The sequence below is a fragment of the Pantoea sp. 9140 genome, from assembly GCF_000745295.1.
GTDB lineage: Bacteria > Pseudomonadota > Gammaproteobacteria > Enterobacterales > Enterobacteriaceae > Pantoea > Pantoea vagans.
Genome location: NZ_JQNO01000001.1, coordinates 3,029,021 through 3,045,950 on the forward strand (window position 1 = coordinate 3,029,021; position 16,930 = coordinate 3,045,950).

Consider the following 16,930-nt stretch of genomic DNA (forward strand, 5'->3'; position numbering starts at 1 on the left):
TTTTATCGTTGTTGGTTTTGCGCTGCTTGTTGCGCGTTGCGTTTGTTCTGGTCAGGCACCAGACGATAGAAAGTCTCACCAGGCTTAATCATGCCCAGTTCATTGCGTGCACGCTCCTCGATCGCTTCCGAGCCACCATTGAGGTCGTCAATTTCGGCAAACAGCTGATCGTTTCGCGATTTCAGTTTGGCATTGTTTGCCTGTTGCACCGCGACATCATCATTGACACGCGTATAGTCATGGATGCCATTTTTCCCCAGCCACAATGAATATTGCAGCCAGCCTAGCAGCACCAATAACAGTAACGTCAGTTTTCCCATCCCGCCCCCTAAAAACGGCCCAATCATCCCATAACTTTGCACAGGACTCCACACCAGCGGCGAAAATGGCATGCTTTGCTGCGCGTATGCGTAATGAGTCCCGATTCTGGCGGGAAAAGATTTGTAACCTGCCGATGCGTTTGCACATCAGCACGGGCGCAGTGATGGCTACCAGCCGGAGAGAAAGGAGAACATTAACCAGAAGAGCGTGACCACCATAATCACAGTGGCGAGCGCGGCCCAGAGCCACTGTCCGCTCAGCAGCGTATTCAGTGCAATACCCGTAACCACGGCGACCGGCAACAGCGCCAGAAAGAATGGCCAGGTATAGAGAAAGAAAAACAGCGTGTTAGAACCGAACAGCAGGAAAGGGATCGCCAGCGCACACCCGTAAGCAAGAAAACCGATAACGCCGCCCGGCAGCAGTGAGCGTGGCTCATCCGGGGCGGAGTCATCTTTACGGGCGAGCATTGGGGTAATATTCTGCATAGGCATCCTGTTGGCGCGAGGGCGGCAGATCAGACGATCTGCCGCTGTCTCTTCAGGATCTGATGATATCGCGGTCGCGCAGCAGGTCTAACAATTGGGCGGCCAGTTTTGTAACCAATTGTTCGCCATCCAGCTGGATTTCCGGGCTGTCTGGCGCCTCATAGACGCTGTCGATGCCGGTGAAATTACGCAGCTCACCGGCGCGCGCTTTACGATATAACCCTTTCGGATCGCGCGCTTCACACACGGCTAACGGCGTATCGACAAACACCTCGATAAACTGCCCTGGCTCCAGCAGGTCGCGCACCATCTGACGCTCGGCGCGATGCGGCGAAATAAAGGCGGTGAGCACCACGAGTCCGGCATCCACCATCAGTTTCGCCACTTCACCGACCCGGCGGATGTTTTCCTTGCGGTCATCATCGCTGAAGCCGAGGTCACGACAGAGGCCGTGGCGCACATTGTCACCATCCAGCAGATAGGTGCTGACACCGATGCGGTGCAGCGCCTGCTCCAGCGCACCTGCGACGGTGGATTTCCCCGAGCCCGAAAGCCCGGTGAACCACAGCACCACGCCCTGATGGCCGTGCTGCTGCTCGCGAGAAGCGCGTGTTACCGGATGGTCATGCCACACCACGTTGTCATCGTGCTGCGCCATTATTGACCGCCCAGCAGGTCGCGCGCGTTCCAGTGTGGGAAGTGACGACGCACCAGCGCATTCAGTTCCAGCTCAAACGCGCTGAATTCACCACTGTTAACCGGCGCATCATGATTTGGCTGATGGATCATACCGGCACCCACGGTGACGTTGCTCAGGCGATCGATAAAGATCATGCCGCCGGTTACCGGATTCTGCTGATAGCTGTCGAGCACCATCGGTTCGTCAAAGGTGATCTCAATGCGACCAATGCCGTTCAGCGGCAGCGAATCGACCTGACGTGTCTCCAGCGAGTTGATCTCAACCTGATGCAGCACCTTCTCAACGCGACCACGGGTTTTCTTACCGGCGATTTTCAGATCATAGCTCTGACCGGCCTGCAGCGGCTGTTCCGCCATCCAGACCACATCAACACTGGCAGACTGCACCGCCGACAGCGCTTCGCTGGCATCGACCAGCAAATCGCCACGGCTGATATCAATCTCATCCTGCAGCACCAGGGTGATCGCTTCACCTGCACCCGCTTCCTGCAGATCGCCATCAAAGGTGACAATGCGGGCAATCGTCGACTCCACGCCAGACGGCAGCACTTTTACGCGCTGGCCGACCTGCACGCTGCCTGACGCCAGGGTACCGGCATAGCCACGGAAATCCAGGTTCGGGCGGTTGACATACTGCACCGGGAAACGCATCGGCTGATGATCGACAACGCGCTTCAGCTCCACGGTTTCCAGCACATCCAGCAGGGTCGGGCCGCTGTACCACGGCATAGTCTGGCTGGCAGAGGCGACGTTATCCCCTTCCAGCGCTGACATCGGCACAAAGCGGATATCAAGGTCTTCCGGCAACTGGGCAGCAAAGTCGAGGTAATCCTGTTTGATCTGCTCGAAGCGTGTCTGCTCGTACTCCACCAGATCCATCTTGTTGATCGCCACCACCAGGTGCTTGATGCCCAGCAGCGTCGAGATAAAGCTGTGACGGCGGGTCTGATCCAGGACGCCCTTACGCGCATCGATCAGCAGGATCGCCAGATCGCAGGTTGACGCGCCGGTCGCCATGTTGCGGGTGTACTGCTCATGTCCCGGCGTATCCGCAATAATGAATTTACGCTTTTCGGTCGAGAAGTAGCGGTAGGCCACATCAATAGTAATGCCCTGCTCACGTTCCGCCTGCAGGCCATCCACCAGCAGCGCCAGATCGAGCTTCTCGCCCTGGGTGCCGTGACGTTTGCTGTCGTTGTGCAGTGATGAAAGCTGATCTTCATAGATCTGACGGGTGTCGTGCAGCAGACGACCAATCAGGGTACTTTTTCCGTCATCAACGCTGCCGCAGGTCAGAAAACGCAGCAAGCTCTTATGCTGTTGAGCGGTCAGCCAGGCTTCAACGCCGCCCTGGTCGGCAATCTGTTGTGCAATTACGGTATTCATCTGGCGTCTCCTTAGAAATAACCCTGGCGTTTTTTCAGTTCCATCGAACCGGACTGATCGCGATCGATCATGCGGCCCTGACGCTCGCTGGTGGTGGAGACCAGCATCTCTTCGATGATCTCCGGCAGCGTCTGCGCTTCGGACTCTACCGCACCGGTCAGCGGCCAGCAGCCGAGCGTACGGAAACGGACCATCCGCTGGGTGATCTCTTCACCCGGCTGCAGGTTAATGCGATCGTCATCGATCATCATCAGCATGCCATCACGCTCCAGCACCGGACGCGGCGCGGCGAGATAGAGCGGCACGATCTCGATGTTTTCCAGGAAGATGTACTGCCAGATATCCAGTTCAGTCCAGTTCGACAGCGGGAAGACGCGGATGCTTTCGCCCTTGTTGATCTGGCCGTTGTAGTTGTGCCACAGCTCAGGACGCTGGTTTTTCGGATCCCAGCGGTGGAAGCGGTCACGGAAGGAGTAAATACGCTCTTTGGCGCGTGACTTCTCTTCATCACGACGTGCGCCGCCAAAGGCCGCATCGAAACCATATTTGTTCAGCGCCTGCTTCAGCCCTTCGGTCTTCATGATGTCAGTGTGTTTGGCACTGCCGTGGACAAAGGGGTTAATCCCCATCGCCACGCCTTCCGGGTTGCGGTGAACCAGCAACTCTGCGCCCATCGCTTTCACGGTGCGGTCGCGGAACGCGTACATTTCACGGAATTTCCAGCCGGTATCCACATGCAGCAGCGGGAACGGCAGCGTGCCCGGATAAAAGGCTTTACGCGCCAGATGCAGCATCACCGAGGAGTCTTTGCCGATAGAGTACATCATCACCGGATTGCTGAACTCCGCCGCCACTTCGCGAATGATGTGGATACTCTCCGCCTCCAGCTGACGCAGATGAGTGAGTCGTTTTTGGTCCATGATTTTCCCTCAAGCCAGATTGACAACGGCGGACTCGCGAGTCCCCTGCTGTGCTGAATGTTTAAACCAGGCGAGTTGCCCGTGCAGATTAACCACCTCTCCGATCACCAGCAGCGCCGGGGTAGGTGCCGAGGCGGCCAGCGCCTCAAGTTGTTCTAAGGTGCCGGTCAGCACCTGTTGATCCTGACGGGTGCCGCGACTGATCACCGCCACTGGCGTTGATGGCGCGCGACCGTGCTGAATCAGCGCCGCGCTGATAGCAGCCGCTTTAACCGTGCCCATGTAGATCGCCAGCGTCTGGCGCGCGCGCGCCAGCGATGGCCAGTCGATATCATCGCCATCGGGACGGCAGTGACCGGTAATAAACATCACGCTCTGCGCGTAATCGCGATGGGTCAGCGGAATCCCGGCATAGGCCGTCGCACCAGCAGCCGCGGTGACGCCCGGCACCACCTGGAACGGCACGCCCGCCTGCTGTGCCGCCTGCAGCTCTTCGCCGCCGCGGCCAAAGATAAAGGGATCGCCACCCTTGAGGCGGACAACGCGCTTACCTTTCAGCGCCTGTGAAACCAGCAACTGATTAATCTCTTCCTGTGGCAACGTATGCGCGCTGGCGCGTTTACCGACGCAGATGCGATCGGCGTCGCGACGTACCAGGTCCAGCACCTCTTCGCTGACCAGATGGTCGTAGAGCACCACATCGGCTAACTGCATTACCTGCAGGCCACGCAGCGTCAGCAGGCCGCTGTCGCCCGGCCCGGCACCGACCAGAAAAATCTCGCCCTGACGGGTTGGCTCTTCCAGCAGTTCACGATCCAGCGTGCGCTTCGCCTCTTCGACGTTACCGGCTGACATCTGACTGGCGAACAGACCGTCGAAGGCCCGCTCCCAGAAACGCCGACGATCGGACATGCGGCTGAAGCGCTGTTTGACCTTATCGCGCCAGAGTCCGGCTACCTCCGCCATCTGACCAAGACTGGCAGGCAGCAGCGTTTCGATTTTTTCGCGCAACATGCGTGCCAGCACCGGCGCGGTGCCGCTGGAGGAGATCGCCACTACCAGCGGTGAGCGGTCAACAATCGACGGGAAGATAAAGGTGCATTTTGGCTGGTCGTCGACCACGTTAACCAGCTTATGCCGCGCGTTAGCGGCTTCAAAAACCTGGGTGTTGAGATGGTTATCGTCGGTGGCAGCAATCACCAGGAAAACGCCATCCAGCTGGGACGGATCAAATTCGGTCGCCACCCACTCCAGCTCCTGCTTATCCAGCAGTGCCTGCAGTTCCGGGCAGAGTTCACGAGAGGCGATCTGAACGCGCGCGCGCGCGCGACGCAGCAGTTCAATTTTTCGCGCCGCAATATCTCCACCGCCGACAACCAGAACCGGGCGGCCAGAGAGATCGGCAAAAAGAGGCAAATAGTCCACGTTAACCCTGATGATTTAACTTTGTATTAACGCGACTATACGTCGCTGAGTTTATCCAGATGAAATTACGAATTGGAATGAGTAGTTACCGAATGGAATAACGACAACGCAAAGCACAGAACAATTTGATCTTAACAGATGAAATTTAATGGCTTTTTCGTGAACAGGCTCACACATTCCGGTCAGCGCCTGCGCCCGCAAAAGCAGATAAGTGCCAGCGATAAATATGCGTAGGTGCTTTCCCTCTCAGTAGCGCCCGATTCCGCTAACCAGCTCGCAGAACAAAAGGGGTATAATGCGCGCGGCATGAGCAGGCCTGGCCCGCATGCCTGTTAGCTCCCGGATAATGTAAAAAAGGATGCACTATGTTTTGTTCCCTCCGCCTGAGGGTCGCGACAGTTTTGTTGAGCGCACTCATTTCCCCGCTGGCCCTGGCCGCGCCAGCGGGTCAGTTTGCCGAACAGCAGGTCCGGCACATCGCCACTTATTTTCCTGGCCGCATGAGTGGTAGTCCGGCTGAGTTGATGGCCGCTGACTATCTGCAACAGCAATTTACCGCGCTGGGGTATAAAACCGATACCCGCCAGTTCAACACCGGCTATAAGTGGCAGGAAGATGACGGCACGCAGCGCTGGCATAAGCTCACGGCCACCTCGGTGATTGCTGCGCGCGCAGGCAGCGTGCCGCAGGAGATTCTGATCGTGGCACATCTGGATACCTGGACGCCGCAGAACAGCAGCCAGGTCCATCATAATCTGGGCGGCTTACGTCTGCAGGGCGTCGACGATAATGCGTCGGGTCTTGGCGTGATGCTGGAGCTGGCGCAGCAGCTGAGTCGTAAACCGCTGCACTACGGCATCCGCTTTGTGGCGCTCAGCGCCGGAGAAACCGACCTGCACGGCATGGATGATTACGTTGAGCGGATGAGCGCGCGTGAAAAGAAGAACACGCTGCTGGTCATCGATCTCAATAGCCTGATCACCGGCGATCATCTCTATTTCAACAGCGGCATGAATACGCCCCGGGCGGTGCGCAAGCAGACCAGCGATCGCGCGCTGTTACTGGCTCGTCAGCAGGGCATTCCCGCTGCCAGTCATCAGCTGACTCGCAAAGACTTCAACGGTCTGAATGCCTTCGACAGGGCGGGCTTTCCGCTGCTCGATGTCACTGCCAGCAACTGGACGCTGGGGAATAAAGATGGCGCATTACAGCGTCATCGCAGCCACCACTTTCCGGATGGCGTGACCCGTCATCAGACTGACCTGGATAATCTGAGCTATCTCGACCGCTGGCTGCCGGGCCAGATAGCCCTGCGAACCCGCGACAGCGTCCGCGTGCTGCTGCCGCTGATCAGCGAACTGACCAATCCTAAAGTGTGAGGATCTGACATGTACGTAGTTTTTCTGAATTATGTTCGTCCGGTAGAAGAGGTTGAAGCGCTGCTGGCAGGCCATATCGACTGGCTCGATCGCTATTTTGATGCGGGCTTTTTTATTGCCGCGGGACGTAAAGATCCACGCACGGGCGGCATGTTGCTGGTCAGAGAGATGGAACGTGAAAAGCTGGATGCGATCTTAGCGGAAGATCCATTTGTTGCCGTGGCGGAGTATGAGGTGACGAAGGTGAATGTGACGCGCGAAGCGGAGGCGTTTGCCGGATTAAAAGGCGTTTAGCTTCCTGACTGACTCTGGCGAAGCACTTCTCTCCCCCTCGCGGGGGAGAGAAGAACGTCATCAGCCTTCGTGCAGACCACACTCACGCTTGAGACCGAAGAAGCGTGTCTCTTCTTCTGCCATACCCGGCTCCCATTTGCGGGTGGTATGGGTATCACCTACTGAAAGATAGCCTTCATCCCACAGCGGATGGTACTTCAGCTTGTGCTGTTCCAGGTACTGATGAATCTGGCGGTTATCCCAGTCAATAATCGGCAGCAGCTTAAAGACGCCACGCTGCACGCCCAGCACCGGCAGATTTGCCCGGCTGCCGGACTGGTCACGGCGCAGGCCGGCAAACCAGGTCTGGGCACCCAGGGTTTCGATAGCCCGGTTCATCGGCTCGACTTTATTGATCTCGTTATATTTCTCAATCCCCTCGACGCCCTGCTCCCACAGCTTGCCGTAGCGCGCTTCCTGCCAGGCCGGTGAGGTTTCGGCGCGGAACACTTTGAGGTTGAGATTGAGCTGGTCCGCCAGCTCATCAATAAAACGATAGGTCTCCGGGAACAGATAGCCGGTGTCGGTGAGGATCACCGGAATATCGGGCTGCTGACGCGTCACCAGATGCAGCGACACCGCCGCCTGAATACCGAAACTGGAGGAGAGCACGTAGGCGCCCGGTAAATTCTCCAGCGCCCAGCTGACCCGCTCTTCTGCTGATGACTTCTCCAGTTGTGCATTGGTCGCGGCCAGCGCCATCGCACGCTGGACTTTGGACATCTCATTCAGTGCTGCGAGGTCGGGCTGACTCATTTTGCTTCCTCCCAGAAGTCGCGTGCCGGGTCCAGCACCGGCGCAACAATGCCTGCGCGGATGGTGAAGTCACCAAAGCCTTCAGCGGCCTGGCGCTCGGTGGCCCAGCGTCCCACCAGCTCATCAATGGTGGCGAGAATTTCGCTTTCGTTAATGTTTTCACGGTACATACGGGGAATACGCGTTCCGCTGCGGTTTCCGCCCAGATGCAGGTTGTAGCGGCCTGGCGCTTTACCCACCAGACCCAGCTCCGCCAGCATGGCACGGCCGCAACCGTTCGGACAACCGGTAACGCGTAACACTATGTGCTCATCACCAACGCCATGCGCGTGCATGATGCCCTCGACTTTGGTCACAAACGCGGGCAGGAAGCGTTCGGCTTCTGCCATCGCCAGCGGACAGGTCGGGAACGCAACGCAGGCCATGGAGTTTTCGCGCTGTGGCGTCACATGATCCATCAGACCATGTTCGCGGGCGATCGCTTCAATCTGCGCTTTTTCGCTTTCCGGCACACCCGCCACAATCAGGTTCTGGTTGGCTGTCAGGCGGAAGTCACCCTGATGGATTTTCGCAATTTCCGCGATGCCGCTTTTCAGCGGTCGGCCCGGATAGTCGAGCAGGCGACCATTTTCGATAAACAGTGTGAGGTGCCATTTGTTGTCGATGCCTTTGATCCAGCCAATGCGATCACCACGGGTGGTGAACTCATAGGGACGGATCGGCTCAAACGTCAGGCCAGCGCGCTTTTCAACTTCCGCTTTAAAGGTCTCGACACCAACACGTTCAAGGGTATATTTGGTTTTGGCGTTTTTACGATCGGTACGGTTACCCCAGTCACGCTGCGTCGTCACGACCGCCTCGGCAACATCGAGGATCTTCTCAACCGGGAAGTAACCAAATTCGCTGGCGGTACGCGCGTAAGTCGCTTTGTTACCGTGCTCGATCGAAAGGCCACCACCCACCAGCAGGTTGAAGCCCACCAGCTTGCCATTCTCGGCGACGGCGACAAAGTTCAGATCGTTGGCGTGCAGATCCACATCGTTGTGCGGCGGGATCACTACCGTCGTTTTGAATTTACGCGGCAGATAGGTTTCACCGAGAATCGGCTCTTCGTCTGTTGTCGCGACTTTTTCTTTATCCCACCAGATTTCTGCATAGGCACGGGTGCGCGGCAGCAGATGCTCGGAGAGCTTCTTCGCCCACTCATACGCTTCCTGATGCAGTTCCGACTCAACCGGGTTCGACGTACAGAGCACATTACGGTTGACGTCGTTGGCGGTCGCCAGCGCATCCAGCCCCACTTCATGCAGCATCTGATGCGTCGGCTTGACGTTCTTCTTCAGAATACCGTGAAACTGGAAGGTCTGACGGTTGGTCAGACGGATGCTGCCATAAATGGTTTTATCGGTGGCAAATTTGTCGATGGCCAGCCACTGCGTCGGCGTGATGATCCCGCCCGGCAGTCGGCAGCGCAGCATCATGGCGTGGCGAGGCTCCAGTTTCTGCTCTGCACGTTCGGCACGAATGTCGCGATCGTCCTGCTGGTACATGCCGTGAAAACGGATCAGCAGGAAGTTATCGCCGGTAAAGCCGCCGGTCAGACCTTCTTCCAAATCTTCTTTGATGGTGCCGCGCAGATAGTTGCTCTGCTTCTTCAGACGCTCAGCGTCTGCTAATTTGCCTTCTACAACCAGCGGTCCAGGGTGTTTATCGCTCATTAGTAAACGTCTCGCTGATAACGGCGCTCAATGCGCAGCTCACTTAAAAATTCGTCGGCCGTTTCACGATCCATTCCGCCGTGTTCGACCACCACATCCAGCAGGGCCTGCTCGACGTCTTTTGCCATACGATTCGCGTCGCCACAGACATACAGATGCGCGCCCTCTTCAATCCAGCGCCAGACTTCAGCCCCTTTCGCGCGGATCTTATCCTGTACGTAAATCTTCTCTGCCTGATCGCGTGACCATGCGAGGTCGATATTCGTCAGCAGCCCATCCTTCACATATTTCTGCCACTCCACCTGATAGAGGAAATCGTCGGTGAAGTGCGGATTACCAAAGAATAGCCAGTTTTTGCCGCTGGCACCGTCGTTGTCGCGCTGCTGCATAAAGGCGCGGAACGGCGCGATGCCGGTGCCCGGGCCAATCATGATCACCGGCGCGTCCGGATTAGCCGGCAGGCGGAAATTATCGTTGTGCTCAATGAAGACACGGACTTCGCCCTCTTCTTCAATGCGATCGGCCAGCCAGGTCGATGCACCGCCGCCGCGCTGGCGACCTTCAATATCGAAGCGCACTGCACCCACGGTGATGTGCACTTCGGTGTCGGTTTCGGCCTGCGAAGAGGCGATAGAATAGAGTCGCGGCGTCAGCGGTCGCAGCAGGCCGGTCAGCTGTTCTGCCGTGAGTTCAGCCGGAGCCAGACGCACCATATCCACAATCGGATAGTTCTGCGCATAGTGCTGCAACCGGGCTTTATCATCCACCAGCGACAGCAGCTCCGCATTACGGGACAGCTGGGCGTACTGCGCGACGATCTGCGCCGTGTTCACCGTCAGCTCGAAATGCTTTTGCAGCGACTCCGCCAGCGGCAGGGTTTTGCCCTGAATCTCTACCGGCTCATCGCCTTTCAGCCAGACCAGCTCCAGCAGTTCACTGACCAGCGCCGCGTCATTTTCATACCAGACGCCCAGCGCATCGCCAGGCTGGTAGCGCAGACCGGAGTCGCCCAGATCGATTTCGATATGGCGCACATCTTTGTCTGAGTCACGTCCGGTAATTTTCTGATTCACCGCCAGACTGGCGCTGAGTGGAGACTCTTTGCTGTAGGGGCTGGTGGTCACTTCGTTGACGCTGCCTGCCGCTGTCGCCGCAGCCTGCGCCGGGGATTCGGTCGGCACGCGCTGTTTCAGAATGTCGGTCAGCGCACTGCGCCAGGCCGAAGCCTGCTCTGCGTACTCGACATCCGCATCAACGCGATCCAGCAGGCGTTCGCCGCCCAGCTCAGCCAGACGATTGTCAAAATCTTTGCCCGCCTGACTGAAGAATTCATAAGAGGTGTCGCCCAGGCCAAACACCGCAAAGGCCGCACCCTCCATTTTCGGTGCCTTCTTCGACATCAGGAATTTATGCAGCGCTACCGCCTCTTCCGGCGGCTCGCCTTCGCCCTGAGTAGAGGTTACGACCACCAGCATTTTTTCCTGGCCAATCTGCTTAAACTTGTAATCACCGGCATTCACCAGGTTTACGTTCAGCTTCGCGGCCAGCAGGTCATCACGCAGCTGCTCAGCCAGACGACGGGCATTGCCGGTCTGGGAAGCAGAAAGCAGGGTAATAACCGGCGTTTCAGCGGCGGGCGCGGACGGTGCGCTGCTGGCGACGGCGCTACCCGGCGTCTGCTCTACCCGGCCCCAGAAATAGCCTGACAGCCACGCCAGTTGAGTCGGGGAATAATCTGTCGTCGCCGCCTGTAAGCGGGCGAGTTGTTCCGGGGAGAGCGGAAGCAGTGAACCAGGTGCCTGAGTCGTCATCGCGTTAAAAATTCCAGTATCAGAAGTCCGGACCGTAAAGTGGCGGAAGAGTGCGTAGGTTACCGGGCTGTATATTAACGATTAAATACACCTTCGACATATCAAATAACCAAAATGACTAAGTGGTTTTTCTGGTAGAGCTAATCGTTAAAACTGGTAAGTAAACGGATGATTTATCAGTTAATTAGCTGGACACGATCCGGCAATCGGATGTGAAAGTATCGCTTTGTGCGGCGCGGGTGCGAAAAAAGCGGTAATCAGGTAGAATTCAGCGGTTTTTTAATGTCTGAGAACCACTATGTCTACCACCTTGTTTAAAGAGTTCCAGTTCGAAGCCGCGCACCATCTTCCGAATGTGCCGGCCGGACACAAATGTGGCCGTCTGCACGGTCATTCGTTCCTGGTTCGTCTGGAGATTACCGGCGAAGTGGATGCGCATACCGGCTGGGTTATGGATTTTGCTGAACTGAAGGCGGCGTTTAAGCCTCTGTACAATCGGCTGGACCACTACTATCTGAATGATATTCCTGGCCTGGAAAATCCCACCAGCGAAGTGCTGGCAAAATGGATCTGGGATCAGATGAAGCCGCAACTGCCGCTGTTAAGCGCGGTCATGATCAAAGAAACCTGCACCGCAGGCTGCGTTTACCGCGGCTAAGCCTGTCGGATCGAGCCTTTCGATCCGACGCTGTTTCGCTTCCATCCCGCATCAAGCCTCTTCCCTGTGGTTAACCGCTCAGCACACTTTTTATCAGGCGATATTGAGATATTTATGGGTCTGCATCGACAGACGCCAGTTACGTGCAATGCAGGTCTCAATGCAGAGTCGTGTAGCATCGTCTTTACGGCTGATAGGCTGCAGAGCGATGATTCGGGCTTTGGTGTCGTCAATCCCCGCCAGCAGCCCATCCAGTGCGTCCACATCACGCTGACGTGCCACCGGATGTTTAATTTCATCGGCCCGGCTCAGCGCCTGGGGCAGCACATCGTAGCCGCCGCGCATGTTGACCTTCGGCGAGACAGTCACCCAGGTCTGCTCAGAACAGTGGATCTCGTGAGTGCCGCTGGTCTCAATCTGGCACTGGAAACCGTGCTGTTCCAGAATCGTGGTTAACGGACGCAGGTCGTAAATCGCCGGTTCACCACCGGTGATCACCACATGACGCGCCGTCCAGCCCTGCTGTTCGATGCTACGAAGCAGTGTGACGGCATCGGCATCGCCCCAGGCGTCGCTCTCCACCGTTTTGACCAAAATATCACCCAGAGACGTTTCCCGATCTGCCCGCTTTTCCCAGGTGTGTTTGGTATCGCACCAGCTACAGCCCACCGGGCAGCCCTGCAGGCGGATGAAAATGGCAGGCACGCCGGTGTAATAACCTTCGCCCTGCAGTGTCTGGAACATTTCGTTAATCGGGTAGAACATTTTTTACTCGCCTGGATAAATCGGGGCGCTGATTATGCCAGCGTGTGTCGCACAACAACAGCTGCGCGACACGAAAAAGCAAAAGCCCCGCACAAGGCGGGGCTTTCAGCGTATGCGATGCCGCTTAATGCGCCATCAGCACAGGGTCATTACTGACCTTTAACTTCTTTCAGACCGTTGAATGGCGCTTTAGAACCCAGCGCTTCTTCGATACGGATCAGCTGGTTGTACTTAGCAACACGGTCAGAACGGCTCATTGAACCGGTTTTGATCTGGCCCGCTGCAGTACCTACCGCCAGGTCAGCGATGGTTGCATCTTCAGTTTCGCCTGAACGGTGAGAGATCACGGCAGTGTAGCCCGCGTCTTTCGCCATTTTGATCGCAGCCAGGGTTTCGGTCAGAGAACCGATCTGGTTGAATTTGATCAGAATGGAGTTAGCGATACCTTTATCGATACCTTCCTTCAGGATTTTGGTGTTGGTTACGAACAGGTCGTCACCCACCAGCTGGATTTTGTCGCCCAGTACTTTGGTCTGGTAAGCGAAGCCGTCCCAGTCAGATTCATCCAGGCCATCTTCGATAGAGACGATCGGATACTGTTTAGTCAGATCTTCCAGGAAGTGGGTGAACTCTTCAGAGGTGAACGCTTTACCGCCTTCACCGGCCAGAACGTATTTGCCATCTTTGTAGAACTCAGATGCCGCACAGTCCATCGCCAGGGTGATGTCTTTGCCCAGCTCGTAGCCTGCTGCTTTTACCGCTTCAGCGATAACTGCCAGCGCTTCGGCGTTGGAACCCAGGTTAGGCGCGTAGCCGCCTTCGTCACCCACTGCCGTGCTCATGCCTTTGCTTTTCAGCACTTTTGCCAGGTTGTGGAATACTTCAGAACCCATACGGATAGCTTCTTTAACGTTAGAAGCGCCAACCGGCTGGATCATGAATTCCTGGATGTCGACGTTGTTGTCGGCATGTTCGCCGCCGTTGATGATGTTCATCATAGGCAGTGGCATAGAGTATTTGCCTGGGGTGCCGTTCAGCTCAGCGATGTGCTCATACAGCGCCTGACCTTTAGAAGCTGCCGCTGCTTTAGCCGCTGCCAGTGAAACAGCCAGAATGGCGTTAGCACCGAAGTTAGATTTGTTCTCAGTACCGTCCAGGTCGATCATGATCTTATCGATGTTCGCCTGATCTTTCGCGTCTTTGCCTTTTACCGCTTCAGCAATCGGACCGTTTACTGCAGCAACGGCTTTGGTTACGCCTTTGCCCAGGAAACGTGATTTGTCACCGTCACGCAGTTCCAGCGCTTCGCGTGAACCGGTAGAGGCACCTGATGGTGCAGCTGCCAGGCCTACAAAACCGCCTTCCAGATGCACTTCAGCTTCAACAGTCGGGTTACCACGTGAGTCGATAATTTCGCGACCGATGACTTTTACGATTTTGGACATTACGATTTTCCTCAGTACAAGTTAGTCAATCCTAAGACAGACAACGCGCGAAAAGTTCGCGCGTTGTCTGTGAAACTTACTTCGCTAAACGCTTCTGATGCTCATGCGCGGCTTTAACAAAGCCGGCAAACAACGGATGGCCGTCGCGTGGGGTCGAGGTAAACTCAGGGTGGAACTGGCAGGCCACAAACCACGGATGGTTCGGGATCTCGATAATCTCAACCAGTTGATCATCACCCGAGCGACCTGCTACGCGCAGACCGGCTGCTTCAATCTGCTTTAACAGCATATTGTTTACTTCATAGCGGTGGCGATGGCGCTCAACGATGGTGTCAGAGCCATAGAGCTGGCGAACCTGGCTGCCCGGCGTTAACTGACACTGCTGGCTGCCCAGACGCATGGTGCCGCCCAGATCGCTCTGCTCGCTGCGGACTTCGACGTTGCCTTCTTCGTCACGCCATTCGGTGATTAATGCCACCACCGGGTATTTACAGTCTGGCACAAATTCAGTGGAGTTGGCGCCCGGCATGCCCGCGACATTGCGCGCGAACTCCATCAGCGCGACCTGCATGCCCAGACAGATGCCGAGGTACGGCACGTTGTTTTCACGTGCGTACTGGGCGGTCATCAGCTTGCCTTCCACACCACGGTAGCCGAAGCCGCCTGGGATCAGAATCGCATCCAGATCTTTCAGTAATTCGACACCGCGGGATTCAACATCCTGCGAATCGATCAGTTTGATGTTCACGGTGACGCGATTTTTCAGGCCACCATGTTTCAGCGCTTCGATGACGGACTTATAGGCATCCGGCAGCTCAACATACTTGCCCACCATACCGATGGTGACTTCACCACCCGGATTGGCTTCTTCGTAGATTACCTGCTCCCACTCGGCCAGGTTGGCTTCCGGTGCATTCAGGTTGAAGCGCTTGCAGATGTAGTCATCCAGGCCCTGCGACTTGAGCATGCCTGGAATCTTGTAGATGGAATCCACGTCTTTCAGCGAGATAACCGCTTTTTCAGGGACGTTACAGAACAGGGCGATTTTGGCGCGTTCGTTGGCCGGAACGGCACGATCAGAACGGCAAATCAGCACGTCTGGCTGGATACCAATCGACAGCAGCTCTTTTACGGAGTGCTGAGTCGGTTTGGTTTTCACTTCACCCGCCGCCGCCATGTACGGCACCAGCGTCAGGTGCATATACATGGTGTGTTCGCGGCCCACATCCACGGCCATCTGGCGAATCGCTTCCAGGAACGGCAGTGATTCGATATCCCCTACTGTGCCGCCGATTTCGACCAGCACTACATCATGACCTTCACCGCCTTCAATAATGCGTTCTTTGATGGCGTTGGTGATGTGCGGGATAACCTGAATGGTTGCGCCCAGATAGTCGCCACGGCGCTCTTTGCGCAGGACTTCTGAGTAGATACGGCCGGTGGTGAAGTTGTTACGGCGCGACATTTTGGTGCGGATGAAGCGCTCGTAGTGACCCAGATCGAGATCGGTTTCAGCGCCGTCATCAGTGACGAAAACTTCGCCGTGCTGGGTCGGGCTCATGGTGCCTGGATCCACGTTGATATACGGGTCCAGCTTCATGATGGTCACGTTCAGACCACGAGCTTCGAGAATGGCTGCGAGGGAGGCGGCGGCAATGCCTTTACCCAGAGAGGAAACGACCCCGCCGGTCACAAAAATATAATTCGTTGTCATGCTGAACCTGAGAGTTTAGGTTTAAAGACGGTGGAATAACCAGGACGGGAAAACAGTATACTGGAAACCGCTATCAGCCACAATTGATGAATCACAGCCATCCTCCAACGCATTGCTGCGTCCTAACATAACGGATAGCTGCCAATGAAATGTTGATGTGCGTCACAAAGTTGTACCCACGCTGAAACGAGTAAGCATATCTGGCGACTTTATGCACAGCGCTGGAATAATCAGCGCTTCTCGCCCTGTTTCACCTGCTGCCAGGCCGCTTCCATCTGCTCCAGCGTGGCACCCGGCATGCTTAACCCCTGTGCTGCGATGATTGTTTCCACTTCACGGAACCGACGCTCGAACTTGTCGTTCGCCTTTTGCAGCGCCGTTTCCGCTTTACTGCCAAGATGACGCGACAGGTTAACTGTGGCAAACAGCAGGTCGCCAATCTCCTCTTCCAGCTTTTCGCCGTCCACCACGCTCTGCTGCGCCTCGTGCATCACTTCATCAATCTCTTCATGCACTTTTGCCACTACCGGCCCCAGCGTGGTCCAGTCGAATCCCACATTGTGACAGCGCTTCTGAATCTTATGGGCACGCATCAGTGCGGGCAGCGCTTTAGGAATGTCATCCAGCGCCGAATGCTGGGCTTTATCAGCCCGCTCGGCGGTTTTAATCGCTTCCCAGTTTTTTAGCACGTCATTGCTGGTTTCTGCCGTGGCATCGCCAAAAATGTGCGGATGACGGCGCTCCAGCTTGTCACTGATGGCGTGACAGATATCCTCAAAATTAAAGCGACTCTGTTCGCTGGCCATCTGCGCGTAGAACACCACCTGAAACAGCAGATCGCCCAGTTCGCCGCGCAGATCGTCAAAATCTTCGCGCTGGATGGCGTCCAGCACTTCATAGGTCTCTTCCAGCGTATAGGGCGCGATAGAGGTGAAGGTCTGTTCACGGTCCCACGGGCAGCCATGTTGGGGATCGCGCAGGGTTTTCATGATGCCAAGCAGGCGCTCGATAGCGTTCATTCAGACGGGTCCTTGAGTAGTCAGGTGACAGGCAGCGGGCAAGAAGGCGAGGCGTATAACAGTGCCGGACGGGGTGAACCGCGTCCGGCACGC

At 56.4% G+C, this 16,930-nt stretch carries 16 protein-coding genes; 3 read left to right on the forward strand and 13 right to left on the reverse strand.

All coding sequences use genetic code 11. The features are described from left to right. Nucleotides 1-2 precede the first annotated feature (2 nt). From ftsB to cysG, 6 genes are all read right to left on the reverse strand, one after another. On the reverse strand, nucleotides 3-320 hold the full coding sequence (gene ftsB / locus FA92_RS14005; RefSeq protein ID WP_013358867.1) for a cell division protein FtsB: 318 nt from the start codon (nucleotides 318-320) through the stop codon (nucleotides 3-5). Nucleotides 321-488: 168 nt separating this feature from the next. Then, entirely contained in the window at nucleotides 489-809 is a 321-nt protein-coding gene (locus tag FA92_RS14010; RefSeq protein WP_013358868.1) for a DUF3561 family protein, read from the reverse strand. Nucleotides 810-861: 52 nt separating this feature from the next. Further along, nucleotides 862-1,467, reverse strand: coding sequence for an adenylyl-sulfate kinase (gene cysC / locus FA92_RS14015; RefSeq protein WP_013358869.1), 606 nt, complete (start codon nucleotides 1,465-1,467; stop codon nucleotides 862-864). Further along, a complete protein-coding gene (gene cysN / locus FA92_RS14020; protein WP_033783965.1) occupies nucleotides 1,467-2,894 on the reverse strand; it encodes a sulfate adenylyltransferase subunit CysN in 1,428 nt (475 codons plus the stop codon). Before cysN ends, cysC begins: the two co-directional genes overlap by 1 nt. 11 nt (nucleotides 2,895-2,905) lie before the next feature. Continuing rightward, nucleotides 2,906-3,814: a sulfate adenylyltransferase subunit CysD gene (gene cysD, locus FA92_RS14025; RefSeq protein ID WP_013358871.1), complete on the reverse strand. Its 909-nt coding sequence runs from the start codon at nucleotides 3,812-3,814 to the stop codon at nucleotides 2,906-2,908. A gap of 9 nt (nucleotides 3,815-3,823) precedes the next feature. After that, entirely contained in the window at nucleotides 3,824-5,239 is a 1,416-nt protein-coding gene (gene cysG / locus FA92_RS14030; RefSeq protein WP_033783966.1) for a siroheme synthase CysG, read from the reverse strand. A gap of 365 nt (nucleotides 5,240-5,604) precedes the next feature. Here cysG and FA92_RS14035 point away from each other — a divergent pair, with 365 nt between their 5' ends. Further along, the gene (locus FA92_RS14035) at nucleotides 5,605-6,618 is read left to right on the forward strand and encodes an aminopeptidase (protein WP_033783967.1); all 1,014 of its coding nucleotides are present in this window, start codon (nucleotides 5,605-5,607) and stop codon (nucleotides 6,616-6,618) included. 9 nt (nucleotides 6,619-6,627) lie between these two features. Then, nucleotides 6,628-6,912, forward strand: a complete 285-nt coding sequence (locus tag FA92_RS14040) for a YciI family protein (RefSeq protein ID WP_013358874.1) — start codon at nucleotides 6,628-6,630, stop codon at nucleotides 6,910-6,912. Between the two features lie 60 nt (nucleotides 6,913-6,972). On the opposite strand, the gene FA92_RS14045 is transcribed toward FA92_RS14040, so the two are convergent. The 3 genes from FA92_RS14045 to cysJ are packed head-to-tail and all read right to left on the reverse strand — an operon-like array spanning nucleotide 6,973 to nucleotide 11,236. After that, on the reverse strand, nucleotides 6,973-7,707 hold the full coding sequence (locus FA92_RS14045) for a phosphoadenylyl-sulfate reductase (RefSeq protein WP_004571209.1): 735 nt from the start codon (nucleotides 7,705-7,707) through the stop codon (nucleotides 6,973-6,975). Then, nucleotides 7,704-9,425: an assimilatory sulfite reductase (NADPH) hemoprotein subunit gene (gene cysI / locus FA92_RS14050; RefSeq protein ID WP_013358876.1), complete on the reverse strand. Its 1,722-nt coding sequence runs from the start codon at nucleotides 9,423-9,425 to the stop codon at nucleotides 7,704-7,706. Before cysI ends, FA92_RS14045 begins: the two co-directional genes overlap by 4 nt. Next, nucleotides 9,425-11,236 (reverse strand): NADPH-dependent assimilatory sulfite reductase flavoprotein subunit, encoded by a 1,812-nt coding sequence (gene cysJ / locus FA92_RS14055; protein ID WP_033783968.1) that lies wholly within the window; start codon nucleotides 11,234-11,236, stop codon nucleotides 9,425-9,427. The genes cysI and cysJ overlap by 1 nt, the downstream gene beginning before the upstream one ends. A 298-nt stretch (nucleotides 11,237-11,534) precedes the next feature. On the opposite strand from cysJ, the gene queD reads away from it, so the two are divergent. Next, nucleotides 11,535-11,894 carry a 6-carboxytetrahydropterin synthase QueD gene (queD, locus tag FA92_RS14060; RefSeq protein ID WP_013358878.1) on the forward strand — a complete coding sequence of 120 codons (360 nt, stop codon included), beginning with the start codon at nucleotides 11,535-11,537 and terminating at the stop codon, nucleotides 11,892-11,894. Between the two features lie 93 nt (nucleotides 11,895-11,987). On the opposite strand, the gene queE is transcribed toward queD, so the two are convergent. The 4 genes from queE to mazG all read right to left on the reverse strand — a co-directional run bounded on the left by queE (nucleotide 11,988) and on the right by mazG (nucleotide 16,837). Next, nucleotides 11,988-12,659 (reverse strand): 7-carboxy-7-deazaguanine synthase QueE, encoded by a 672-nt coding sequence (queE, locus tag FA92_RS14065; RefSeq protein ID WP_033783969.1) that lies wholly within the window; start codon nucleotides 12,657-12,659, stop codon nucleotides 11,988-11,990. A gap of 149 nt (nucleotides 12,660-12,808) precedes the next feature. Next, nucleotides 12,809-14,104, reverse strand: coding sequence for a phosphopyruvate hydratase (gene eno / locus FA92_RS14070; protein WP_013358880.1), 1,296 nt, complete (start codon nucleotides 14,102-14,104; stop codon nucleotides 12,809-12,811). A 76-nt stretch (nucleotides 14,105-14,180) separates the two neighbouring features. After that, nucleotides 14,181-15,818: a CTP synthase (glutamine hydrolyzing) gene (pyrG, locus tag FA92_RS14075; RefSeq protein WP_013358881.1), complete on the reverse strand. Its 1,638-nt coding sequence runs from the start codon at nucleotides 15,816-15,818 to the stop codon at nucleotides 14,181-14,183. Between the two features lie 230 nt (nucleotides 15,819-16,048). After that, entirely contained in the window at nucleotides 16,049-16,837 is a 789-nt protein-coding gene (gene mazG, locus FA92_RS14080; RefSeq protein ID WP_033783970.1) for a nucleoside triphosphate pyrophosphohydrolase, read from the reverse strand. Between the last annotated feature and the right edge of the window lie 93 nt (nucleotides 16,838-16,930).

Coding starts and splice junctions, on each gene's coding strand:
- queD (WP_013358878.1), top strand. CDS start 11,535: ATGTCTACCACCTTGTTTAAAGAGTTCCAGTTCGAAGCCGCGCACCAT.
- eno (WP_013358880.1), bottom strand. CDS start 14,104: ATGTCCAAAATCGTAAAAGTCATCGGTCGCGAAATTATCGACTCACGT.
- pyrG (WP_013358881.1), bottom strand. CDS start 15,818: ATGACAACGAATTATATTTTTGTGACCGGCGGGGTCGTTTCCTCTCTG.
- queE (WP_033783969.1), bottom strand. CDS start 12,659: ATGTTCTACCCGATTAACGAAATGTTCCAGACACTGCAGGGCGAAGGT.
- cysI (WP_013358876.1), bottom strand. CDS start 9,425: ATGAGCGATAAACACCCTGGACCGCTGGTTGTAGAAGGCAAATTAGCA.
- FA92_RS14035 (WP_033783967.1), top strand. CDS start 5,605: ATGTTTTGTTCCCTCCGCCTGAGGGTCGCGACAGTTTTGTTGAGCGCA.
- cysC (WP_013358869.1), bottom strand. CDS start 1,467: ATGGCGCAGCACGATGACAACGTGGTGTGGCATGACCATCCGGTAACA.
- cysJ (WP_033783968.1), bottom strand. CDS start 11,236: ATGACGACTCAGGCACCTGGTTCACTGCTTCCGCTCTCCCCGGAACAA.
- FA92_RS14010 (WP_013358868.1), bottom strand. CDS start 809: ATGCAGAATATTACCCCAATGCTCGCCCGTAAAGATGACTCCGCCCCG.
- cysD (WP_013358871.1), bottom strand. CDS start 3,814: ATGGACCAAAAACGACTCACTCATCTGCGTCAGCTGGAGGCGGAGAGT.
- ftsB (WP_013358867.1), bottom strand. CDS start 320: ATGGGAAAACTGACGTTACTGTTATTGGTGCTGCTAGGCTGGCTGCAA.
- mazG (WP_033783970.1), bottom strand. CDS start 16,837: ATGAACGCTATCGAGCGCCTGCTTGGCATCATGAAAACCCTGCGCGAT.
- cysN (WP_033783965.1), bottom strand. CDS start 2,894: ATGAATACCGTAATTGCACAACAGATTGCCGACCAGGGCGGCGTTGAA.
- FA92_RS14045 (WP_004571209.1), bottom strand. CDS start 7,707: ATGAGTCAGCCCGACCTCGCAGCACTGAATGAGATGTCCAAAGTCCAG.
- FA92_RS14040 (WP_013358874.1), top strand. CDS start 6,628: ATGTACGTAGTTTTTCTGAATTATGTTCGTCCGGTAGAAGAGGTTGAA.